This is a genomic window from Streptomyces sp. ICBB 8177 (genome assembly GCF_003144095.1).
Taxonomy (GTDB): domain Bacteria; phylum Actinomycetota; class Actinomycetes; order Streptomycetales; family Streptomycetaceae; genus Streptantibioticus_D.
The window spans coordinates 2,055,137-2,076,301 of sequence record NZ_NSKH01000018.1 but is presented as its reverse complement, the minus strand read 5'-3'; the positions used below and the strand labels follow the sequence as shown (position 1 = coordinate 2,076,301).

The following is a 21,165-nucleotide window of genomic DNA, read 5'->3' as shown; positions in this document are numbered from 1 at the left end:
GCTATTTCACCGGAAGGTGATACGTAACCTGGTAGCGGTCGGCGGGGACGACCAGATCGGCGGTCTCGACCGGCCGGTCGCCGGTGAAGAAGGTGCGGCGGACCACCACCACGATGTGGCCGGGGACGCCGCCCAACTCGGCGGTCTCGGCGGCCAGCCCGGGGCGGGCGCCGACCTCCTCGACGACGTGGTCGACCACCAGGTCGAGCGCGGCCATCCGCTCCACCACGCCCCGCCCGCCGAGCGGCCCCTCCTCGGGGAGCATCACGGGCGTGCGGCCGGTGAGCGCCAGCGGCTCCCAGGAGGTGGAGAGCATCATCGGCTCGCCCTCGGCGCGGAACAGGTAGCGGGTCGACATCACCTTGTCGCCGGGCTGGATCCGCAGCCGGGCGGCGACGGCGGGACTCGCGACCTCCTGGACGCTCACCGACTCCCAGGTGCCCTTGCACCCCTCGTCGGCCTGCTCCTGCCGGAACGGGGTCGGCCCGTAGGAGGGGCGGTAGCCGGAGCGGGCGATCAGCTTGGGCTCGGGCCGCTCGCGCACGTACGTCCCGGAGCCGGAGCGCCCCTCGACGAACCCCTCGGCCATCAGCACCTTGCGCGCCTCCAGGGCGACGGTGTCCGAGACGCCGTATTCCTGGCGGATCTTCGCCTGCGAGGGCAGCCGGGTGTGCGGGGCCAGCTCGCCGGCGAGGATCTTGCCGCGCAGGTCGTCGGCGACGCGGAGGTACGCGGGCTGTTCACCGAATGGCACGTGACCCTCCATCGAGGTTGACCGACTGCGACAGCTTGGCAACGTTACGTGTCCGACCGCAAGTCCGGGCCAAGGGTTAACCGCGGGCCGGGTGTCCATCAGGTGGGCGGCCCGCCGCCTCCCGGGACTTTTCCGGACCGGCCGACGGCGGTATCCGTACCGGTCGCCCGGACGGCTGGACCGGCTCCCGGGCGACCAAATCATCAGCGGCAGCGCTGTTTGACAACGGATTCCGTTGCGAAAGGGGGGTTGACGCTTTGTTAACAGCACATGTCTCATGACGTCCCGGGAGCGGCCGAGCACCACGAGCAGCCAGCCCTACGGAGGCGATAACGCTCCCACCCCCTCCGCACCACTCCGCCCCAGTGAGCCCGATGGGACGCCGTATGACCGACATCCTGCGACCGCCCGCACCCGACGCCTCCGGCGGCGGGCAAGCCGCCACGACGCCCGGCGTGACGCCGCACGAGGCGCCCAAGCTGAACCGTTCCATCGGGGTGGTCGGCGGCACGCTGCTGACCCTCTCCTGCCTGACCCCGGCCTCGTCGCTGTTCGTGATCGTGCCGGGGTCGTTCGCGTCCCTGGGCACCGGGACCGCGCTGACCCTGGTGATCGCCGTCGTGCTGTGCGTGGCGGTCGCCTTCTGCTACTCGGAACTGGGCACGCTGATCCCGAGCGCCGGCGGCGAGTACGCCATGGTCGGCACGCTCACGGGGCGGTTCTCTGGCTGGCTGGTCTTCATCCAGGCGCTGATCGTGGTGATGATCGTGCCGCCGATCATCGCGCTGGGCACCGCCGAGTACCTCGCGCCGATCGTGCACGTGGACGCGAAGGTGATGGGCGCGGCGGTGATGCTGCTGGCCACCGTGATGGGCCTGCTGGACCTGCGGGCGAACGCCTGGATCACCGGCGTCTTCCTGGTGCTGGAGGTCGTCGCCTCCGGTGTGGTGGCCTTCCTCGGCTTCAGCCACACCCACCGCTCGGCGTCGGTGCTGATCCACCCGGTGATGGCCGGGGCGCACGGGGCGAGCACCCCGGTCTCCGCCGGGCTGATCGTCGCCGGGCTCGCGGCGGCCCTGTTCATCCTCCAGGGCTTCTCGACGGCCGTGTACCTGTCGGAGGAGATGGAGAACCCGCGCCGCACCGTCTCGCGCACCGTGCTGTGGACGCTGGCCATCGGCGCCGCGGTCGTGCTGGTCCCGGTCGTCGCCATCACCCTGGGCGCCCCGGACCTGACGACGCTGGCCGGCGGCGACGTGGCCGGGATGGTGCAGCGCTGGAGCGACAGCGCCCTCGGCACCTTCATCAGCCTGTGCATCGCGCTGGCCATCATCAACGCGGCGATCGTGATGGTCATCCAGAACTCCCGGGTGCTGTACGCCTCGGCCCGCGACAACGCCTGGCCCGCGCCGGTCAACCGGGCCTTCGGCAACCTCAGCAAGCGCTTCGGCTCGCCGTGGATCGCCACGCTGGCGGTCGGCGTGCCCGGCGCCATCCTGTGCTTCGTGCCGGTCGACACCCTCAACGGCGTCACCGGCGTCGCGGTGGCCGCGCTGTACGCGTTCGTGGCGCTGGCGGCGCTGGCCTGCCGCCGGGGCGTGCACAAGGGCCGTGAGGGCGTGTGGCGGATGCCGCTGTGGCCGGTCGTGCCCGCGCTGCTGCTGGCGGTGCTGGTGTGGGTGCTGGCCCAGCAGACCGCCCGCGACCTGCTGATCACGGCCGGGGTGACCGCGGCCGCCGCCCTGTACTGGGTCTTCTACCTGCGGCCGCGCAAGGAGACGCACTGGGTCATCACGATCCCGGAGGACGAGCTGACCGGCTGACGCGTCCGGCGACGGGTGTGCGGGGCGGGCTGGACGGAGCCCGCCCCGCACGGCTGTACGTTTCCAGGTGTCTCAGCCCACGTAGTGGAAGCGCGGACGCGGGTGCATCAGGAACTCGTGGTGCGAGATGTTCCACGCGTACGCGCCCGCCATGGCGAACGCCACCCGGTCCCCGGCGCGCAGCCCGGTCGCCGGGACGCGCCGGGCGAACACGTCTTTCGGCGTGCACAGTTGACCGACCAGCGTGATCCGTCCGCCGCCCGCCGCGGGGCGCGGCCAGGGGTGCGGCCAGGTCTCCACCGGCAGCAGGGCGAACGGCTGGTCGTGGCCCCGGGTGACCGGGGTGCGCAGGTGGTGGGTGCCGCCGCGCAGGACCGCGAAGTCCTCACCGTGGCTGTGCTTGACGTCCAGCACCTCGGTCGCGTACCAGCCGCAGTACGCGGTCAGCGCCCGCCCAGGCTCGATCCGCAACGTCAACTCCGGCCGCTCTGCGGCGATTTCCGCCAGCCCGGCGCCGAACGCGGTCCAGTCGAAGCGGTGTTCCGGGTCGGCGTAGTCGACGGCCATGCCGCCGCCGAGGTTGACCTCCGGGTGCGGCACGGGGTGCGTTACGAAGAGGCCGGCCGCGTACGTCACGATCCGCCGTGCCACGGCGAGTTGGGCATCCGCGTTCAGGCCGCTGGCGAGGTGGGCGTGGACGCCGCGCAGGGTCAGGCTCCGCAACTGCGGGTCGCGCAGCAGCCGCAGGCACGCGGTCACCGCGTCCGGGTCGAGGCCGAACGGCGTCGGCCGCCCGCCCATCGCCAGCGCCACCCCGTCCAGCGCGCCGCCGTCCACCGCCGGGTTGACGCGCAGCAGGACGTCCGCGGGGCGCCCGGCGCGGTCGGCGAGCGCCGCCAGCAGCCGCAGTTCGTGGACGCTCTCGACGTGGAAGCGCTCGGTCCCCGCCGCCAGCGCCGCCGCGATCTCGGCGGTCGTCTTGCCCGGGCCGCCGAACGCCACCGGCGCGCCGGGGACCGCCTCGCGCACGTGCGCCAGCTCGCCCCCTGAGGCCACCTCGTACCCGGTGACGGCCTCCCGCAGCGCGGCGAGGATCTCGGGGGCCGGGTTGGCCTTGGCCGCGTAGTACAGCTCGACGGCCGGGGGCAGCGCGGCGCGCACGGCTGAGGCGTGCTCACGCAGCGCGGCCACGTCGTAGACGTACGCGGGCAGTTCGTCGGGGGCGGCGGAGGCGACGAGGTCGCGGACGGACGGGCGCATCGGGGGCTCCTGCGGGGGCTGGTCGTCGCCGGACGGCGTCACCGGGGGGCGTGGACCCGACGGCGTCATCGGGGGCTGTAGGCCCGGCGGCGTCATCGGGGGCCGCCGGTCGCCGAGCGCGCTCCGGACAGCACGTCGCCGGCGAGCGGCGAGGGCAGCCGTACGTAGTCCGCGTCGCGGTCGGCACGGCGGCGCCAGCGGGTGAGCAGATTGGCCTTGGCGGGCAGCGGCTCCCCGGCGAGCAGGCGGCGCAGCGCGGGCGGCCGACCGTGCGCGTCGGCGAACTCCCGCAGCACGTCGCGGACTTCCGCCCACAGCGCGGCCTCGAGTCCGGGGCGCAGGTCCGCGAGGGCGGCCAGGGTCTCGGCGACGTTGTTGACCAGCAGGCAGTAGACGACCCGGTCCCAGCCGCGTCGCGCGTCGTACGTCATGGGTCCGGCGACGTCGGCGGGGAGTGCGGCGAGCGCGGCGGTGTGGCGGGAGGCCAGCAGCTTGGTGCCCTCCAGGTCGCGGAAGAGCACCTGCCGGGGCAGGCCGGTGGCGTCCACGCCGATCAGCACGTTCTGCAGGTGCGGTTCGAGCACGACGCCGTGGTCGAACCAGGCGGCCAGTACCGGCGGCAGCAGCAGCCGCAGGTACGCCGCCCACCACCGCGGGGCCGCGCCCGGCCCGCCGGTCACGGCCGGAAGACGGGAGACGTGCGCGGAGCTGGTGGGGTACTCGTCGGCCACGGCCGCGGCGAGCAACGGCGTGACACCGGGCGCGAGATGGCCGTCGAGGCCGTCGCGGACGATGACGCCGAAGCCCTCCAGCAGCCCGGTGTCGGGCCGCCCGTCCGGGCCGGGCAGCGCGAGCGAGCGGTAGGCCGGTTCGCGCAGCATGCCGGTGCCGGGGAAGCGCCGGGCCAGGTCGTCCAGCGCGGGCTTCAGCAGCCGGGTGAGCGCGACCGCGCCGGACAGCTCGTAACTGGCGTTCTTGCGCAGGCAGTTGGTGATCCGCACGTTCAGGCTGAACTTCAGGAAGCCGCCGTCGCCGTGCAGGGTGCGCACCGACGCGGTCGGCGCGAAGGTCGGCCCGCCGGTGCCGAGGTCCAGCACCTCACCGCGTTCGATGGCGGCACGCAACAAGGGTGCCTCACCCAGCAGTTCGTACTGCCAGGGGTGGACGGGCAGCAGCCGGTGTCCGGCCGGGACGTCGCGCAGCCGGTCGATCGCCGCGTCCGCGCCCGGCTCGGCGCACTCCCCCGCCACCAGGTCGGCGCGGACCGCGAGGTGGCGCAGCGGGAAGCGGGCCCCCGCTTCGGGCGCGTAGCGCCGCCACGCGGTCCGGTCCGCGGAACGGGCCTTCGGCGTGGGGTGGAAGCGGTGACCGAAGAGCAGCGCGCGTTCGGACTCCAGGTAGCGGGCGGTCCGGGGATCGGCGCCGGGCTCCGGGCCTCGGCGGGGCGCGGCGAGGCCGGCCGCGACCCCCTCGTGGCTGGAGACGACCTGGGCCACGAACTCCTCGTTGGCCACGCCGGTCCGCGCGTCCAGCTCGTCGCGCACGTACTCCGCGAGCCGCCGCCAGCCGACCGGCCGCCAGCCGTCGCGGGCGCGGACCGCCACCGGGCCGGTGAAGCGGTGGGCGCCCAGCAGCGAGGCGCGGCGCAGCGCCACCCGCAGCAGCACGCCTCGCGCGGGCAGCCGCAGGTGCAGGTGGTCGCCGGCGACGGCCGTGCGGTGCCCGGGTGCGGAGACCTCGCGCAGCAGGCAGTTGAGCAGGGTGTGGGCGACGACGACGTCGGCGGAGGGCAGCACTCCGGCTTCCGGGGCGGGGGGTCGGGCCTCCGGAGCGGGGGCGGTGCGGGCCTCCGGAGCGGCGAGGTGCGGGACGGTCGGACGGGAGGCGGCGGGGCTGGTCGGCATCAGCGACTCCGGCGATAGGGGCAGGCAGACGGGGGGCGAGGGCGGGAAGCGTCCGTGGGACGCCCGGCTATGCGCTCCCCCGGTGCGGCGCCACGGCGGCGGGTCGTCACGAACGCGCGGACCTCACAAGGTAGTTCGGGCCCGCCGTGTAGTGCTTGTTGATGTCGGCCGCCCCGGACCGCTCCTTGGTGCGCAGGGTGCCCGCGGTCACCATGGCCTTCACCGGCAACCGCGCGGCGTCCAGCGTGCGCGCCCGCAGCGCCCGGCCCGCTTCCCGCGGCATCCGCCCGATCGCCTCCGCGAGCCGGTCGCGTACCACCGCCAGCGCGGCGTCCAGCGGCACCCGGCCCGCCCGCGCGAGCCCGAACGCGTAGGCACCCGCGCACAGATGGACGGTGATCGTGGTGAACAGCGCGGCGAGCGCGTCGTCGTCCGCGCCGAGCACGCGCGGGTCGTCGAACGCGGGCGGCGCGCCGCCGAGAGTGGCGGCGAGCCGTCCGGTGTGGACGCGGGGGCCGTCGTTGTCCTTCAGCAGCAGCCGGACCCGCACCGCGCCCGCGTCGTCCCGGTCGAGCACCACGGAGACGTTCTGCTGGTGCGACTCCAGCGCGATGCCGTAGCCGTACAAGGTGGTCTGCCAGTCGAACAGCGGCCGCAGCACCGCGTCCAGCAGCGAGAGCGGGTCGCCGCCGAACCAGTGGTCGGCCAGGTGGTCGATCACCGTCCGCCCGCCCGGCGCGGGCGCGAGCAGCGCGGCCAGCGGCACCACGGCCGCGTCGTCGAGCCCGGCCGGCAGGGTGCGCAGCAGCACGGCGAGCAACGGGTGTCCTGCGTGCGCGTACGCGGTCTCGTCGGCGAGCAGCACCACACCGCCGAAGCGCGGTTCACGCGCGATCACCGCCTCCAGCAGCCGCTGGCACACCGCGCCGTCCACCAGCGTGCCCGGCTTGATGGTGCGGCGGTTGAGCAGGCCGAGCGTGGAGGTGGCGAGCGGCAGCTTCAGGTGGGTGTACGGGTCGCAGGCCATCGCGCCGGTGCGCATCGACAGGGTGGGCCGCAGGTCGAGGTGGGGGCGGCGGGCGAGCACCGCGCGCTCGGCGAGGCCCGCCTCACGCAGCGCTTCATGCAGTTCCCGAGCCCTCGTCAAGGGGTGCACAGGGAGCGCGACATGGGTGCGGTCCAGGTCCGGCAGGCCCAGCCGGGCGGGCGTCGGCCACACCCGGTGCCCGGTCACGCCGTGCGCCACGACCGCGTCCTTCGGCAACGCCACCCAGCGCGGACGGAAGGAGGGCAGGAACTCCGGTGCGAACGCCCGCAGTTGACACTCGCCCAGGCCCGCGCGGCCCCGGGCGGTCGGGTAGACGGGGTGGTCGTGGAGGGCGGCGAGCGCGTCCAGGGCGAGGGCGCCGAGCGGACCGCGCCAGTGCGCGGGATCGTCGCCGTGTGCCAGCGCGAGGCGGCGGTGGGTGTCGTCGCGCACGGAGTCGTGCAGCCGCATCGTCTCCAGCGTCTGACGGCACTCGGCCGCGTACGCGTCGAAGCCCGCGCGGTCGGGCGCCTCGGCCCGTTCACGCAGCGCTGCGAGCACGGCGGCGCACGTGGTCAGGTCTTCGCGGGCGGCCGGCTCGGAGCCGGACGGCTCGCGGCGCAGGAGTGGCAGCCGGGCGCGGTCCTCGCACTGGAAGCCGTCCCGGGTGACCGGCAGCGCCAGCGCGTCGCAACCGTCCGCTCCCGGCAGCACCAGCCAGCGCCCGTCCGCGCGCAGCACCTCGGCGGACCGGGTCCGCAGTCCCACGACGTCCTCCCGCAGCAGCGCGTCCAGCACGCGCGTCAGCAGGTAGGGCTCGGGGTCGCTCACGGGGTGATCTCCCAGCGCTGCCCGGCCAGGAACTCCTCGGCCACCCGGTCCACGGTCCGCTGCCGGTCGCCGACGACCCGTAGCACGCCGAGGTAGTCGCGGTTGGTGTGGTACAGCTCGTGCCGTTCACCGATCGCGCGCAGCGGCCGGTACGTCAACGCGCAGCCGTCCACAGTCCGTTCGCACGCCCGCGGGGCGGTGGTCAGCGTTCCCGCGCGGTCGGCGCAGGGGGTGTCCTGCCGGGCGCGGCCGTCGGTGCGGGCGCCGAGGTCGCGGGGCAGCGGCTCGCCGAGGTGGACGCGCAGCACGTGCTCGAACAGCGGGACCTCCAGCAGGTCGGCCAGGAGCAGGTCGCACTGGTCGCCGATGGCACGGTAGTTGACCTCGACCAGCCGCGCCCGCCCGTTCCCGTCCACCACGAACTCGGTGTGGCAGATCCCGAACGCCACGCCCAGTGCGTCGAGTTGGGCCAGCACCTGGCCGGTCACCGCGCGGTCCGGGTCCGGCTCCCAGGTCAGCCCCTCCTCGATGAAGTACGGGGGCGGGGACAGCCGGGTGCGGAAGCCGCCCAGCACGTGCCGGGTGCCGTCGGCGTCGCCCAGCGTCTCCAGGGTGCGCAGGTCGCCGGGGAGGAACTCCTCGGCCACCAGCGCCGCCCCCGGCCGCCGGGCCCGCGCCTCGGCGGCCCGTTTCCACAGCTCCTCTGCGTTCGCCACGAGCACGACGTCCTCGCTGGCGACGCCCTCGCGCGGCTTGAGCACGCACGGGTAGGTGAGGTCAGGGGCGAGCAGGTCCGCCGGGTCGCCGCCCGCGGCCACCTCCGCCGACCGCACGGTGTCGATGCCGCGGGATGCCAGGTGGCGCCGCATGTGCGCCTTGTTCTTCACCCGCAGCGCCGTCCGCCAGTCCTTCCCCGGCAGCCCGAACCACTCGGCGGCGAGGGCGGCCTGCGTCTGGAGGTGGTCGCTGTTGCTGAACACCGCGTCCGGCACGGGCAGCCGGGCCAGGGTCGCCACGACCTCGCGGAAGTCCGTCACCTCGCACGGCACGACCGCCACCCGCGCAGCGTCGGACCCGTCCCGGGCCGCGTACGCGTCGCGGTGCGCGCTGACGTGACGCGCTTCGGTCAGCACGGTGACGTCCAGGCCGAGCCGGGTGGCGGCCGGGAGGAATCCGTGGGTGACGGAGTCCGTGGGATTGAGGGCGAGGACCGCGAGGGCGGGGAGCCGCGACATGCGATCAACTTAGGTTAGCTATACCTAAGTGTTCAAGTTACGGTGGTCATGCGCGCGCCGCCGTGACACAGCGGACCGCGCGGTGCCGTTCCGCGTGCCCCCGTACCGCAGGGCCGGCTTCCGTACGACCAGCGCTCCCGCACCCCCCGTTCACGATGGAGACCGGATGCCGCCCCACGCCCCCGACGCCCTGCCGTCGCCGCTGGACACGTACCAGCAGCTCGTACGGTTGTGCGAGCCGTTGGCGGTGGCGCTGGAGGGGGACCACGCCACGACATCCGTTCATAGCACGCGAACCGCCGTGCTCGGCAGCGGAGTTGACGAGTCGGCCGACGGCCTGATCGATGAGCGGGTGGACGCGTCGATCAATGGGCCGATCAAGATGTTGATCAAAACGTTGATCGACGGCGAGGGCGCGCGGATCGCCGCCGCGCACGGGGCTCCCGCCCGCCGCGACGTGGCCGCGTCCCGGGCGCTCCACCACTACCTGTGGTCGGTCTGCCTGCTCTTCAGCGGCCCCTGGTACCTGGCGGGACAGGTCCCGCGGATCCCCCGGGAGGCGCTCCGCGTCAACCCGCACGCCACCGTTTTCACCCTGCGGGTGGACCAGGTGGAGTTCCTGCCGGGCGACGGCGACGCGTTGCGGGCGGCGGTGGCCGCTCACGCCGGCCCGGTGCTCGACGCGTTCGCCCCGGCCGTCCGGCGCGGGGCGCGCGCCCTGTGGGGCATGGTCACCGACGACCTGGCGTCCGGCCTGTGGTACCTCGGCCGGGTGCTGGGCGACGAGGGCGACGGCATCCGGGCCGCCACCGCGGTCCTGCCGGGCGCCACACCCCCGCTGCCCGGCGCGGCCGACTTCCGTACCCTGCACGCCCCTTCGGGCCGCCACCATCCCACCCGCACCCGGTTGTCGTGCTGCCTGCACTACGCGACCGGGGCCGGCGCCGAGGCGTGCCTGACCTGCCCGAGGACGCCTGACGCGGAACGCGTGCCGCGGCTGGAGGAGGCGGCCGGGCAGGCCGCGGCGCGGGCTACAGGCGGGTGACCCGCCAGCACAGCGAGCGGAACGGCACGTCGAGTACCTCCTCGCCCTGCGGAAGCCGCTCGCGCAGCAACTCCTCGGCGCGGGCGATCAGTTGGCGGCGCTCCTCCTCGGGCAGCAGGATCACCCTGCTGTAGGTGCCGAGCAGGGCGGCGAGGTCGGCGGGGGCGACGGCCCTGACGCAACTGAACGAGGCCTGCTCGACCTCGCCGAACAAGGGCCCGGCGCTCGCGATGTCCTCCCGCAGTCGTGCGCCCCGATCGTGGAACCACTGGCGGCGCTGCTCGCCGCGCGTACCGGCCGTCTCCGGCCGGACCCGGGCCTGCCACTCGGCGACCCAGGGCACGGAGGAGTCCATCCCGTTCCACACCACGCCGAGCGTGCCGCCGGGCCGCAGCACGCGGGCGATCTCCGTCACGGCGCGCGCCGCGTCGAACCAGTGCCAGGCGGAGGAGACGACGACCGCGTCGACCCGGCCGTCGGTCAGCGGGATCGCCTCGGCGGTGCCGCGCAGGGCCCGTACGTCGGGGCGGCGTGCCGCCAGCACGGCCCGCATCCGGTCGTCCGGCTCGACGGCGACGACGTCCGGCACGCGTTCGGCGAGCAGCGCGGTCAGCGTGCCCGCGCCGGCCGCCAGGTCGAGGACGGTGCCGCTGTCCTTGGGCACCAGCCACTCCACCGCCTCGTCACACGGCGCGGGCCGAAGCCGCCCGTACTCCTCGGCGACCGCCCCGAACGACCCGGCCCGGAGCCTGTGCGTCTCGTCCTCGCCGCCCACGCGGTCCTCCTCGTCCTCACGATCCCCCGCGCAGGCCAGTATCCCCGGCGTCAGGCGTTCTCCCGTAGGGAGAGGCCCGCGATGGCGGAGGAGCCGCGCGCGGGGCGGGGCCGGACCGTCCAGGCGGCGGCGAGGTGGTCGACGAGGAGCAGCCCCCTCCCCCGCTCGCAGTCCGCGCCGGGACGCGCGAGGGCGGGCCTGCGGCGGCCGTCCCCGTGGCCGGGGTCGGACACGGCCACCCAGTTCGTTCACCAGATCGCCCGCCAACTCTGAGGAGCACCCGATGCCGGACATCACCTGGGAAGAGCCCTTCTGCGCCGAAGGCAGCTCCTGCTTCCGGCTGGGAACGGACAAGCAGGGCAACGCCTACATAGCCGTCAACGGCGAGGAAGACCGCTACCTCACCGACTCCATGGAAGCCCTGCGCACCCTCATCACCGACATCAAGGCAGGCAAGGCCGACCACCTGCTGTAGGCCGCAGGATCACGGCAGTTGCCAGACGGTCACGGACAGGCTGAAGCGGTCGCCGTTCGCGCTGAGCACCTTGAAGCGGGCAACGCGCTGATCCTGCGTGCCCGCGCAGCCGATGCTGCCGTCCTGCACGTCCAACTGCCGGTTGCCGAGCTGGGTGTTGAGCAGCTCCACGCACTGCTCGCGGCTCGGCAGCCCGGAACCGGTCCAGGCGACGAGCGCGTTGCCCGACAGTTCGTCGGCGTCGCAGGTCAGCAGGCAGCTGAGCCCGAGGTCCCCGAGCGGGGCGCGGGACGGCGGAAGGGAGTCGAGCGCCCAGCCGGTCTCCATGGCATCGCCATCCAGCGCCAGCGTTCCCTGCCAGCGCACGGCGACGGTGGTGGGCGTCGGCGGTAGCGGTGTGGGCGTGGGGGTGTTCGTGGGCGCCGCGGTCGTCGTTGTCGGGGCGGTCGTTGGGGCCGTGGAAGGAGCCGGTGCGGAGGCCGTCGTGCTCACGGCGGGCGAAGGAGAGGGGCCGGACTCGGCGGAGGTGTGCCCTGCGCGGAACGCGACGAGTCCGAGGACGAGCGCGACGACGCCGACGAGGGCGACGGCGATGCGGACTTCCTTGCGCCGCAACGCGGGCATCCGGATGCCGCCTGCCTCCAGCGCCTCGCCGACGACCGCCGCCAGCAGGCACGCCAGCCCGAAGGTCCACAGCGGTACCACATCGCCCACCACGTCGGCCCCCCGCGTCCCGACAACGCCCTGCGCCCACGGCAGGCCCCACGTAGCGGGCCGGCGTGGGGGCGAGCCAGGGATCAGCCGTGCGGTGGCCTCGTGGTCACGACGTCGGCACCTCAGGCGCGAGGGAGTTGCCCGCGGCGATGGAGCCGCAGTCGGAGGGCACCGGCTTCCCCGCGAAGCGGTCGTTCAGCCAGCCGAGCGCGCCCGGGGCCCAGGCGGCGGCCGTGGTGATGTGGCTCAGCAGGTTGTACTGCTGGTAGTCGATGGCGTGGTCGCCGGTGGCGCAGTACTGGCGGGCCAGAGCGCGCACGTCGCCTGCGACCATGACGCCGTCCCCGGTGCCGACCCCCGCCGGGTCGGCGAACGTCCCCTCGACGACGCCGCCGTCGCCCTCGGCGACGAGGCCGGGGATGGTCGGAGTGGCGGCCGACCCGAGGTTGATGGCGTTCACCGCCTTGACGAAGTCGGGGATCGAGTCCGGGTTGGCGTACTGCGGTTTGGCCAGCTTGGCCCAGGTCAGCCCCGGGTAGTGGCCGAGGGCGTCGAGCAGGCCGCCGTTCTCCAACTTGTCGTAGACCTGGACGCCGTAGGTGCTCATGTACTGCTTGAGGTCGATGCCGTACGAGCGGGCCACGCCGATGATGGCCATGGGGATGACGCCGGACCACACGAGGGAGCCGTCGACGTACTTGAGGTTGTGCGCCGCGTCCACGAGCAGCCCGCCCTCGGCGAATCCGACGAGCCTGCGGTTGACGTCGGGCGCGTAGGAGGGCGCGAGCGCGGCGGCCCAGGAGGTGGCGATGGCGCCGCCGGAGTACCCCATCAGGCCGACGCGGGTCGCGGAGTCCATGCCGGTGCTCGCGGCGGCGGAGGTGGCGGCGCGGATCGAGTCCAGGGTGTTGGTCGCGTACTCGGGCCCGGCGGCGAAGTCGGCGGTCTGCCCTTCGGTGTCCGGGATGACGAGGTTGTAGCCCTCGGACAGCAGGGGGACGATGAAGAGGTTCTCGGCGTTGGGGATGATCCCGTTGAGGGTGAGGTCACCGGCGATGGCGCGCGAGGGCCCGTCCTGCGGGTTGAGGGAGTCGTAGAACGACTGGTAGGAGACGGCCTTCGTGGTGTTCCCGGTGAGGCTGCGCAGCACGGTGGTGACGTTGGCGGCCGGGCGGCCCTGGGCGTCGGTGGTGCGGTAGAGCAGCTGAATGGCCGTCAGGGGCGTGGGAATCCCGACGATGTGATAGCTGAGCGTCCGCCGCTTGAGCACGGTGCCGGGCTTGTACGAGGCGAGGGGCGCGCTGCCGTCGTAGGAGTAGAAGGGGTCGGAGGCGGAGGCCTTGGCGGTGGCAGCCGGCGCGGGCGCCGCCGCGAAGGCGGTCGTGGCCGGTACGGCGCTGACGGCCAGGGCCGCGACCAGGGCAACGGCAAGACGGCATGCGGCGGCGCGTGAGGTCATGACTCCCCCGTGGGTGATGTGCCCGAAGAGCGGCTTCGGCCGAAAGTTACCCCCAGGTAACGCCAGACGTACAGGAGTCGGACACCAAAATCTTCCGGCCGGTTCGCCTGCCGTCTCCCGCCCGCTCACCCCACCCGTCGGATCTTCCTCGGCGGTCCTCCGGTACGGTGGCGAGCGCGGAGACCGGTCCGTTCGCCCCGTTGATCGGCTACGCCGCCTCGTCCTTGGTCACCGAGTTCACGCACTCCACGCACTGGACGAAGAACATCGACGCCCACGGAGTCGTCGCGGGCGTCGGCTACAGCCTCGCCCAAGGCGCATGGCACACGGCCAAGAACGACTTCGTCGACGAGAGCGCCAAGGTCATCGATTCCATAGAAGACCCCGTGGGGACCGCCAAGGGCATGTGGCATGGAGTATTCGGGTGAGGCCATGACGACCGAGGAGAACGGCTACACGATCGCCTCCCGCATCGAGGACGGTCGCGCGCGCAGACGCATACGAGCGGCTACGCCCGCCGGAGCGACGAGAGGCCGTCTACTTCCCGCGGTGGCTTCCCTGGCGGTCGCGGGAGAAGTGGCAGTGGGCGCTGGACGAGTTGCGCGGCACGCGGCAGGCGGCGCGTCGCGAAGTCCTGGTGAACAGCTACGCGCGGCAGCAACGCGGGCGCCCCCGGCTCGGAGTCGTCGGGGAGAGCTGGGTGGACCGGGGCGCCGGGTACTGGGCGCGCCGGATTCCGTACGCGCTGACGTGGCTGCTGATCGCCTTGATGATGGACCTGCTCGCCGTCGAGGGCACGGTCATGCTCTTCCTGGAGGCCCGGCTACCGCTCGCGCTCAAGACCGCGATCGTGCCGTTCTGGTGGGCGCCAGCGGTGGCGTACTTCCTCAAGTTCTGGCGGAGGCTGGAACTCAACGGAACCGGCTCGCAGGCGGCGACCACTCCACCGTTCAGCTACGGCGCGATGCGCGTCCTGGCGCCGCTGGCCCTGGTCTTCCTCGCCCCCTGCGTCGCCGGAACGACCTCGGCGATCTTCCTGTCGTCCCTGCGCAGGAACTTCCCCGGCGAATCCGCCGCCCGCGAGGCGCTGCGCAGGTACGAGGCGTCAAGGCCGCCCAAACGCGGAAATGGCAAGCGGCGCTGAACGCCAGCGCCACATCGGCACGGGTACACCGGAGGGGCCGGACTCACCGGAGTCCGGCCCCTCCGGCTGGCCAGGGCAGGCACTACACGTTGAACCGGAACACGTAGCACAGGGCTGTGACCTGCGGAAACGAGGTACTGCAGGCTTGTATCCAGCACCGATCCAGCACCGTGGGAACTGATCCAGCACATCCAGCACGTGGAGTCGAAACGACGGATGCCACCCGCCGTTCCCCCTGGCCAGTGTGTACACATTGGATACTTGGTACACTTGAGCGCATGACACAGCCGCTACCCATAGAGACCATCCGCGATGTGCGCGCGCATTTGGCGGAGGTGGTGGAGCGTGCCGACCGCGATGACGTACCCACCGTGATCACACGCCGCGGCAAGGAAGTCGCCGCCGTCGTCTCCATCGAGGTACTGCGCAAGTACCAGGAGTGGGAAGAGCGCGAGATCAATCGGATCATCGACGAGCGCATGGCCAACCCGGCACCCGGCATCCCGATCGAACACATCATGAGGGAGACACTGGCGCGCGGTGAGTGAGTACCGAACCGTCTTCCGCCCCGAGGCGCAGGCCGAGCTTCGGAAGATTCCGCGCGAGATGGCGCTGCGCATCCTGGCCAAGCTGACCGAGCTGGAAAGCGATCCGCTCGGCTTCAACACCACCGCACTCGTGTCCCAACCAGATCGCCGGCGCCTACGGGTCGGCGACCACCGCGTCGTCTACACGATCGACAACGGGGAACTGGTGGTCTGGGTCGTTCACGTGGGGCACCGGTCCACCGTTTACGACACCTGACCGCCGCTGACCACACGTGAGAACATCCAGCACCCATTCAGCACGGAGACGACGAAGGGGCCGGGCTCGACAGAGCCCGACCCCTTCTGACGTGTATGTTTGACTCAGCGTCTAACACGCAGTAAGCGCGCGACTACACGTTGAACCGGAACTCCACCACGTCGCCGTCCTGCATGACGTAGTCCTTGCCTTCCATCCTCGCCTTGCCCTTGGCTCGGGCTTCCGCCACCGAGCCGCAGGCCAGGAGGTCGTCGTAGGAGACGATCTCGGCTTTGATGAAGCCCTTCTGGAAGTCGGTGTGGATGACGCCGGCCGCCTCGGGGGCCGTGGCGCCCTTCTTGATGGTCCACGCGCGGGCCTCCTTGGGGCCCGCGGTCAGGTACGTCTGCAACCCCAGCGTGTCGAAGCCGACGCGGGCCAGCGTGGCGAGGCCCGGCTCGTCCTGGCCCATGGACTGGAGCAGCTCCAGCGCCTCCTCGTCGTCCAGCTCGATCAGCTCCGACTCGATCTTCGCGTTGAGGAAGATCGCCTCCGCCGGGGCGACCAGCGCGCGCTGCTCGTTCTTGAACTCCTCGTCGACCAGCTCGTCCTCGTCCACGTTGAACACGTACAGGAACGGCTTCGTCGTCAGCAGGTGCAGCTCGTGCAGGAGGGCGCCCTGCTCGGTGCCCGCGGTGATGCCCGCGGAGAACAGCGTGCGGCCCTCGTCCAGAATCTTCTTCGCCGCCTCGACCGCGGTGACCTGCGCGGCCTTCTCCTTCTGGAGGCGCGCCTCCTTCGTCAGGCGCGGCAGCACCTTCTCGATGGTCTGCAGGTCCGCGAGGATCAGCTCGGTGTTGATCGTCTCGATGTCGTCCTTGGGCGAGACCTTGCCGTCCACGTGGACCACGTTCTCGTCCTTGAAGGCGCGGATGACCTGGCAGATCGCGTCGGACTCGCGGATGTTCGCCAGGAACTTGTTGCCCAGGCCCTCGCCCTCGCTGGCGCCGCGCACGATGCCCGCGATGTCCACGAAGTCGACGGTCGCCGGCAGTTTGCGCTGCGAGCCGAAGATCTCCGCGAGGCGGTCGAGGCGCGGGTCGGGGACGCCGACGACGCCGACGTTCGGCTCGATGGTGGCGAACGGGTAGTTGGCCGCCAGCACGTCGTTCTTGGTCAGGGCGTTGAACAGGGTCGACTTGCCGACATTCGGCAGGCCGACGATTCCGATCGTGAGCGACACGTGACGACTTCCCGTTGCAGGAGGATGGGGGACCAACGCCACAGTTTAGGGCCTTGGGGCGGTGGGCGGAGCTGGGCTCCGGACGGGGGAAGGGCCTGGGCTCCGGCGGGGGCCACGGCAGGTCCGGGAGCGGCACACCCCGCCACCTCGCCACCGACGCCCCGCCACCCCGCCGCTGACGCCCCGGCCGCCGAGGCCCGCGCCCCGCCTTCCCGACGAACGCGCCCTCGACCCCGCGTCTCCTCCCCCGGCCGGATCACGCCCGTACGATGGGTGCCATGACTGCTTCAGCTCGCCGCCGTGTCCTGCTCGCCGCGCCCCGCGGCTACTGCGCGGGCGTGGATCGCGCCGTGATCACCGTCGAGAAGGCCCTCGAGCAGTACGGTGCGCCGGTCTACGTGCGCAAGCAGATCGTGCACAACAAATACGTCGTGCAGACCCTGGAGAAGAAGGGCGCGATCTTCGTCGACGAGACGGAGGAGGTGCCCGAGGGCGCCATCGTCATCTTCTCCGCGCACGGCGTCGCCCCCGTCGTCCACGACGAGGCGGCGCAGCGGCGGCTGGCGTCCATCGACGCGACCTGCCCGCTGGTGACCAAGGTCCACAAGGAGGCCAAGCGCTTCGCCTCCGAGGACTACGACATCCTCCTCATCGGCCACGAGGGCCACGAGGAGGTCATCGGCACCATGGGCGAGGCCCCCGAGCGCATCCACCTGGTGGACGGCCCCGAGGACGTCGCCGGGCTGTCCGTGCGCGACGAGAACAAGCTCGTCTGGCTGTCGCAGACCACGCTGTCGGTGGACGAGACGATGGAGACCGTCGACAAGCTCAAGGAGCGCTTTCCCGCCCTGGTCAGCCCGCCCAGCGACGACATCTGCTACGCGACGCAGAACCGCCAGGTGGCCGTCAAGCAGCTCGGCGGGGACGCCGACCTGGTGATCGTGGTCGGCTCGAAGAACTCCTCCAACTCGGTGCGGCTGGTGGAGGTCGCCCTCCAGGCGGGCGCCCGGGACGCCCATCTGGTGGACTTCGCCGACGAGATCGACGAGGCCTGGCTGGACGGCGTGAGCACGGTCGGCGTGACCTCCGGCGCCTCCGTCCCGGAGATCCTGGTCGAGGGCGTGCTGGAGTGGCTGGCCGAGCGCGGTTACGAGGACGTCGAGGTGGTGACGTCCGCCCAGGAGAGCATCCAGTTCTCGCTGCCGAAGGAACTCCGCCGCGACCTGCGCGCGGAAGCGGAGGCCTCGCGGACGCGGACCACGGCCGCCTCGTCCCCCTCCAGCCGCGACGACGCCTGACGGCCGCCCGGGTTCTCCGGACCGTACGGGTACGTGGCGGAACCGCCGTATCCGTCCCGTCCGGCGGGCCCGGCGCGCCTGACGGCCGTAGGTTGAGGGCATGAGTTCCGGACAAGTCTTCGGCGTGGACATCGGCGGCTCCGGCATCAAGGGCGCGCCGGTCGATCTCGCCCGCGGTGAACTGGCCCAGGAGCGGCACAAGGTCCTCACCCCGCACCCCTCGGAGCCCGACACGGTGGTCGCGGCCGTCAAGGAGGTCGTCGGGCACTTCGGCTGGACGGGGCTGGTCGGCGTGACGTTCCCCGGGGTGATCGCGGACGGCGTGACCCGTACGGCCGCCAACATGCACCGCGACTGGGTCGGGCTGGACGCGACCACCCTGCTCACCCGTGAGCTGGGCCTGCCGGTCACCCTCATCAACGACGCCGACGCGGCCGGGACCGCCGAGATGGCGTTCGGCGCGGGGCGCGGCATCGACGGCACCGTGATCGTGCTGACGTTCGGCACCGGCATCGGCAGCGCGGTCTTCACCGGCGGGCGCCTGCTGCCCAACACCGAGCTGGGCCACCTGGAGCTGAACGGCCACGACGCCGAGCACCGCGCGTCCTCCCGCGCCAAGGAGGACCACGACCTGAGCTGGAAGCACTGGGCGCGGCGCGTCCAGGAGTACCTGGCACATGTGGAGATGCTCTTCTCGCCCGAGCGCTTCGTGATCGGCGGCGGGGTGAGCCGCAAGGCGGACAAGTTCCTGCCGCTGATCGAGGGCGTCAGGGCCGACCTGGTGCCCGCCGAGCTCCAGAACAACGCGGGCATCGTCGGCGCCGCGATGGCCGCCTCCCTGCGGGCGAACGCGACGAGCACGGCGGACGCGACGAGCACCGCGCACGCGCCCCTGGCCGCGAACGCCGCCACGACGCCGAACGCGGCGACCCCTCCGAACGCGGGGGCCTGATCCCGCAGGCCCCGGCCGCGGAGGCCCGGGGCGGCTACCGCTGCTCCCGCCTCCGCGCCCGCCGCGCCGCCGCCCCCTCCGTCGGCCGTTCGCCGAGGTGGCGGGCCGCGGCGACCGCCGCCGACAGCAGGGTTCCGGTGTAGAGCCAGCCGGTGCGCTCCGCGAGTCCCGCGACCGTGGCCGCCGCGTGCGCCAGCAGGCCGCCGCCCCCGTCGTCGCCGGTGATCACCAGCGCCACGGCGAACGCGATCGGCGCGCTGACCGGCGCGGCGGCCAGGTCGGCGCGCCGCACCCACAGCGCCCCCGCGACGGAGGCCAGCACGAAGACCACGCCGAAGAACGCGCCGGGCTGGGCGGCGAAGAGCACGTTGACCGCCCCGCCCAGCAGCGTCAGCACGCCGATGACGACGCCCGCGCCGAAGCCGGTGAGCTTGGCGTCCGGGCGGACCAGCCTGCCCAGCCGCTCGCCGGGGCCGGCGGCGCCGCGTGCGGCCGGGGCGCGCCGGGCCCGGGCCGCGTGCGGTGCCTCGGCGCGCGGTGAACGGCGGGTCCGGTCCGACCGGGGCGCCGCCGGGCGCGGCAGCCTGGGCCGGGCGTCGGCCGCCGCGGGACGGGGCGCGCCGGAGGTGCCGGACGGGTTCGGGGTACGCGTGCGCGGTTGCTCCACCCCACCAACGTAGGGGCGCAAGCAGGAGGAACCGGGCGTGGGACACGCGGAAGTCCCCCTCCTTGCCGCCGCGCCGCCCTCGAAGTCCCCCGCCTTGGTGCCCGCGCCGCCCCGGAGGCGCCCGCGTTGGTGCACACGCCGGCCCCCGAAGTCGCCCGCCCCGCCGCCGCTCGTCCCCTTCGGGCGGGCCCCCGCCCTGACCTCCGTTGTCACTGCCGGCCGCTAACCTCCCCGTATGGCTGTCACCACGTCCGCGGAAGCGCCGATCCCGGTCGGCGAGGTGTCGCGGCTGATCGGAGGGTGGATCGACCGGCTGGGCGCGGTCTGGGTGGAGGGGCAGATCACCCAGCTCTCGCGGCGCCCCGGCGCCGGAGTGGTCTTCCTGACGCTGCGCGACCCCTCGCGCGACGTGTCGATCAGCGTGACCTGCTTCCGTGCCGTCTTCGAGGCGGTCGCCGACGTGGTCAGCGAGGGCGCCCGGGTCGTGGTGCACGCCAAGCCCGAGTGGTACGCGCCGCGCGGTCAGCTGTCGCTGCGCGCCGTCGAGATACGTCCGGTGGGCGTCGGCGAGCTGCTGGCCCGGCTGGAGCGGCTGAAGAAGTCGCTGGCGGCGGAGGGGCTGTTCGCGCTGGAGCGCAAGAAGCCGCTGCCGTTCCTGCCGCAGCTGATCGGCCTGGTCTGCGGTCGCGCCTCGGCCGCGGAGCACGACGTGCTGGAGAACGCGCGGCTGCGCTGGCCCGCCGTCCGCTTCGAGGTGCGCAACGTGCCCGTGCAGGGCGCGTACGCGGTGCCGAAGGTCGTCGAGGCGGTGCGGGAGCTGGACGCGCTGCCCGAGGTGGACGTGATCGTGGTGGCGCGCGGCGGCGGCAGCGTGGAGGACCTGCTGCCGTTCTCCGACGAGGAGCTGATCCGTACGGTGGCGGGCTGCCGCACGCCGGTGGTCTCCGCGATCGGCCACGAACCCGACTCGCCGCTGCTGGACCTCGTCGCCGACCTGCGCGCGTCCACCCCGACCGACGCGGCGAAGAAGATCGTGCCGGACGTCGGCGAGGAGCAGCAGCGCATCCGGCTGCTGACCGGCCGGGCCCTGCGCACCGTGACGCACCTGCTGGACCGCGAGGAGCGCGGCCTGCGCGCGGCGCTGAGCAGGCCCTGCATGGAGCGGCCGCACCTGATGGTCGAGGAGCGCGAGGAGCGGGTCGCCGCCCTCACCGAGCGCGCCCGGCGCACCCTGGGTCATCTGCTGGACCGCGCGGACGCCGACCTGGCGCACACCCTGGCCCGGGTCGTCGCCCTGTCCCCCGCGGCGACGCTGCGGCGCGGGTACGCGGTGCTCCAGCGGGAGGACGGCTCGGTGGTGCGGGCGCCCGGCGAGGTGACGGACGGCGACGCGCTGCGGGCGCGGGTGGCCGAGGGCGAGTTCGCGGTCCGCGTGACCGGCGATGTCGGACCCTCCGCCTAGGCTGGCGCCATGGCAGATCAGGACACGGCGGAGCAGGACACGCTGGGGTACGAGCAGGCGCGCGACGAGCTGATCGACGTCGTGCGGCGGCTGGAGGCGGGCGGCTCGACCCTGGAGGAGTCGCTCGCCCTGTGGGAGCGCGGCGAGGAGCTGGCCCGGGTGTGCCGCCGCTGGCTGGACGGCGCCCGCGCCCGGCTGGACGCGGCGCTGGCCGGGCAGGACGGCGAGAAGGGGACAGGCGCCGAAGACGGCGGGCCGAACGAGGGCGACGCGCCGTCGCCGTAGGACACGGCCGAGGCGCCGTCGCCGTAAGA

22 protein-coding genes are annotated in these 21,165 nt (G+C 73.2%); 11 read left to right on the top strand and 11 right to left on the bottom strand.

Going from position 1 to position 21,165, the window contains the following annotated elements; genetic code table 11:
* Nucleotide 1: 1 nt before the first annotated feature.
* Complete coding sequence (locus CK485_RS17855) at nucleotides 2-754, bottom strand: GntR family transcriptional regulator (protein WP_109451746.1); 753 nt, start codon at nucleotides 752-754, stop codon at nucleotides 2-4.
* A 386-nt stretch (nucleotides 755-1,140) separates the two neighbouring features.
* On the opposite strand from CK485_RS17855, the gene CK485_RS17850 reads away from it, so the two are divergent.
* Nucleotides 1,141-2,577 (top strand): APC family permease, encoded by a 1,437-nt coding sequence (locus CK485_RS17850; RefSeq protein ID WP_109451744.1) that lies wholly within the window; start codon nucleotides 1,141-1,143, stop codon nucleotides 2,575-2,577.
* A gap of 72 nt (nucleotides 2,578-2,649) precedes the next feature.
* Here CK485_RS17850 and CK485_RS17845 read toward each other — a convergent pair whose 3' ends face one another.
* The 4 genes from CK485_RS17845 to CK485_RS17830 form a co-directional block, all read right to left on the bottom strand.
* On the bottom strand, nucleotides 2,650-3,837 hold the full coding sequence (locus CK485_RS17845; RefSeq protein ID WP_109451743.1) for a type III PLP-dependent enzyme: 1,188 nt from the start codon (nucleotides 3,835-3,837) through the stop codon (nucleotides 2,650-2,652).
* A gap of 92 nt (nucleotides 3,838-3,929) precedes the next feature.
* A complete protein-coding gene (locus CK485_RS17840) occupies nucleotides 3,930-5,741 on the bottom strand; it encodes an IucA/IucC family protein (RefSeq protein WP_109451741.1) in 1,812 nt (603 codons plus the stop codon).
* Nucleotides 5,742-5,847: 106 nt separating this feature from the next.
* On the bottom strand, nucleotides 5,848-7,599 hold the full coding sequence (locus CK485_RS17835; RefSeq protein WP_241968390.1) for an IucA/IucC family protein: 1,752 nt from the start codon (nucleotides 7,597-7,599) through the stop codon (nucleotides 5,848-5,850).
* On the bottom strand, nucleotides 7,596-8,834 hold the full coding sequence (locus CK485_RS17830; RefSeq protein ID WP_109451737.1) for an ATP-grasp domain-containing protein: 1,239 nt from the start codon (nucleotides 8,832-8,834) through the stop codon (nucleotides 7,596-7,598). Before CK485_RS17830 ends, CK485_RS17835 begins: the two co-directional genes overlap by 4 nt.
* 166 nt (nucleotides 8,835-9,000) lie before the next feature.
* Here CK485_RS17830 and CK485_RS17825 point away from each other — a divergent pair, with 166 nt between their 5' ends.
* Nucleotides 9,001-9,879: a (2Fe-2S)-binding protein gene (locus CK485_RS17825; protein ID WP_241968389.1), complete on the top strand. Its 879-nt coding sequence runs from the start codon at nucleotides 9,001-9,003 to the stop codon at nucleotides 9,877-9,879.
* On the opposite strand, the gene CK485_RS17820 is transcribed toward CK485_RS17825, so the two are convergent.
* Both CK485_RS17820 and CK485_RS29715 read right to left on the bottom strand, forming a co-directional pair.
* On the bottom strand, nucleotides 9,866-10,654 hold the full coding sequence (locus CK485_RS17820) for a class I SAM-dependent methyltransferase (protein ID WP_109451735.1): 789 nt from the start codon (nucleotides 10,652-10,654) through the stop codon (nucleotides 9,866-9,868). The two genes, CK485_RS17825 and CK485_RS17820, sit on opposite strands and share 14 nt — an antisense overlap.
* 50 nt (nucleotides 10,655-10,704) lie before the next feature.
* Nucleotides 10,705-10,893: a hypothetical protein gene (locus CK485_RS29715; protein WP_342673485.1), complete on the bottom strand. Its 189-nt coding sequence runs from the start codon at nucleotides 10,891-10,893 to the stop codon at nucleotides 10,705-10,707.
* A gap of 44 nt (nucleotides 10,894-10,937) precedes the next feature.
* On the opposite strand from CK485_RS29715, the gene CK485_RS17810 reads away from it, so the two are divergent.
* A complete protein-coding gene (locus CK485_RS17810; protein ID WP_109451733.1) occupies nucleotides 10,938-11,129 on the top strand; it encodes a hypothetical protein in 192 nt (63 codons plus the stop codon).
* Nucleotides 11,130-11,138: 9 nt separating this feature from the next.
* On the opposite strand, the gene CK485_RS17805 is transcribed toward CK485_RS17810, so the two are convergent.
* Together CK485_RS17805 and CK485_RS17800 are read right to left on the bottom strand one after the other, a co-directional pair.
* Nucleotides 11,139-11,843 (bottom strand): hypothetical protein, encoded by a 705-nt coding sequence (locus CK485_RS17805; RefSeq protein WP_158288222.1) that lies wholly within the window; start codon nucleotides 11,841-11,843, stop codon nucleotides 11,139-11,141.
* Nucleotides 11,844-11,949: 106 nt separating this feature from the next.
* Nucleotides 11,950-13,302, bottom strand: a complete 1,353-nt coding sequence (locus CK485_RS17800; protein WP_109451729.1) for a lipase family protein — start codon at nucleotides 13,300-13,302, stop codon at nucleotides 11,950-11,952.
* Between the two features lie 167 nt (nucleotides 13,303-13,469).
* On the opposite strand from CK485_RS17800, the gene CK485_RS17795 reads away from it, so the two are divergent.
* The 4 genes from CK485_RS17795 (at nucleotide 13,470) to CK485_RS17780 (ending at nucleotide 15,250) form a co-directional block, all read left to right on the top strand.
* Nucleotides 13,470-13,730 carry a hypothetical protein gene (locus tag CK485_RS17795; protein ID WP_109451727.1) on the top strand — a complete coding sequence of 87 codons (261 nt, stop codon included), beginning with the start codon at nucleotides 13,470-13,472 and terminating at the stop codon, nucleotides 13,728-13,730.
* Between the two features lie 209 nt (nucleotides 13,731-13,939).
* Nucleotides 13,940-14,446, top strand: a complete 507-nt coding sequence (locus CK485_RS17790; RefSeq protein ID WP_146214555.1) for a hypothetical protein — start codon at nucleotides 13,940-13,942, stop codon at nucleotides 14,444-14,446.
* Between the two features lie 278 nt (nucleotides 14,447-14,724).
* Nucleotides 14,725-14,994, top strand: a complete 270-nt coding sequence (locus CK485_RS17785; RefSeq protein ID WP_109451723.1) for a type II toxin-antitoxin system Phd/YefM family antitoxin — start codon at nucleotides 14,725-14,727, stop codon at nucleotides 14,992-14,994.
* Nucleotides 14,987-15,250: a type II toxin-antitoxin system RelE/ParE family toxin gene (locus CK485_RS17780; protein ID WP_109451721.1), complete on the top strand. Its 264-nt coding sequence runs from the start codon at nucleotides 14,987-14,989 to the stop codon at nucleotides 15,248-15,250. The genes CK485_RS17785 and CK485_RS17780 overlap by 8 nt, the downstream gene beginning before the upstream one ends.
* Nucleotides 15,251-15,383: 133 nt before the next feature.
* Here CK485_RS17780 and ychF read toward each other — a convergent pair whose 3' ends face one another.
* A complete protein-coding gene (ychF, locus tag CK485_RS17775) occupies nucleotides 15,384-16,472 on the bottom strand; it encodes a redox-regulated ATPase YchF (protein WP_109451719.1) in 1,089 nt (362 codons plus the stop codon).
* Nucleotides 16,473-16,741: 269 nt separating this feature from the next.
* Between ychF and CK485_RS17770 the strand changes: the two genes are divergently transcribed.
* Complete coding sequence (locus tag CK485_RS17770; protein ID WP_109451717.1) at nucleotides 16,742-17,770, top strand: 4-hydroxy-3-methylbut-2-enyl diphosphate reductase; 1,029 nt, start codon at nucleotides 16,742-16,744, stop codon at nucleotides 17,768-17,770.
* Between the two features lie 100 nt (nucleotides 17,771-17,870).
* Nucleotides 17,871-18,722, top strand: coding sequence for an ROK family protein (locus CK485_RS17765; protein ID WP_109451715.1), 852 nt, complete (start codon nucleotides 17,871-17,873; stop codon nucleotides 18,720-18,722).
* A gap of 34 nt (nucleotides 18,723-18,756) precedes the next feature.
* Here CK485_RS17765 and CK485_RS17760 read toward each other — a convergent pair whose 3' ends face one another.
* Nucleotides 18,757-19,389 (bottom strand): DUF6542 domain-containing protein, encoded by a 633-nt coding sequence (locus CK485_RS17760; RefSeq protein WP_241968388.1) that lies wholly within the window; start codon nucleotides 19,387-19,389, stop codon nucleotides 18,757-18,759.
* Nucleotides 19,390-19,624: 235 nt separating this feature from the next.
* Here CK485_RS17760 and xseA point away from each other — a divergent pair, with 235 nt between their 5' ends.
* Both xseA and CK485_RS17750 read left to right on the top strand, forming a co-directional pair.
* Nucleotides 19,625-20,851, top strand: coding sequence for an exodeoxyribonuclease VII large subunit (gene xseA / locus CK485_RS17755; protein WP_109451711.1), 1,227 nt, complete (start codon nucleotides 19,625-19,627; stop codon nucleotides 20,849-20,851).
* 9 nt (nucleotides 20,852-20,860) lie between these two features.
* Nucleotides 20,861-21,136 carry an exodeoxyribonuclease VII small subunit gene (locus CK485_RS17750; protein WP_109451710.1) on the top strand — a complete coding sequence of 92 codons (276 nt, stop codon included), beginning with the start codon at nucleotides 20,861-20,863 and terminating at the stop codon, nucleotides 21,134-21,136.
* The last annotated feature ends 29 nt before the right edge of the window (nucleotides 21,137-21,165 follow it).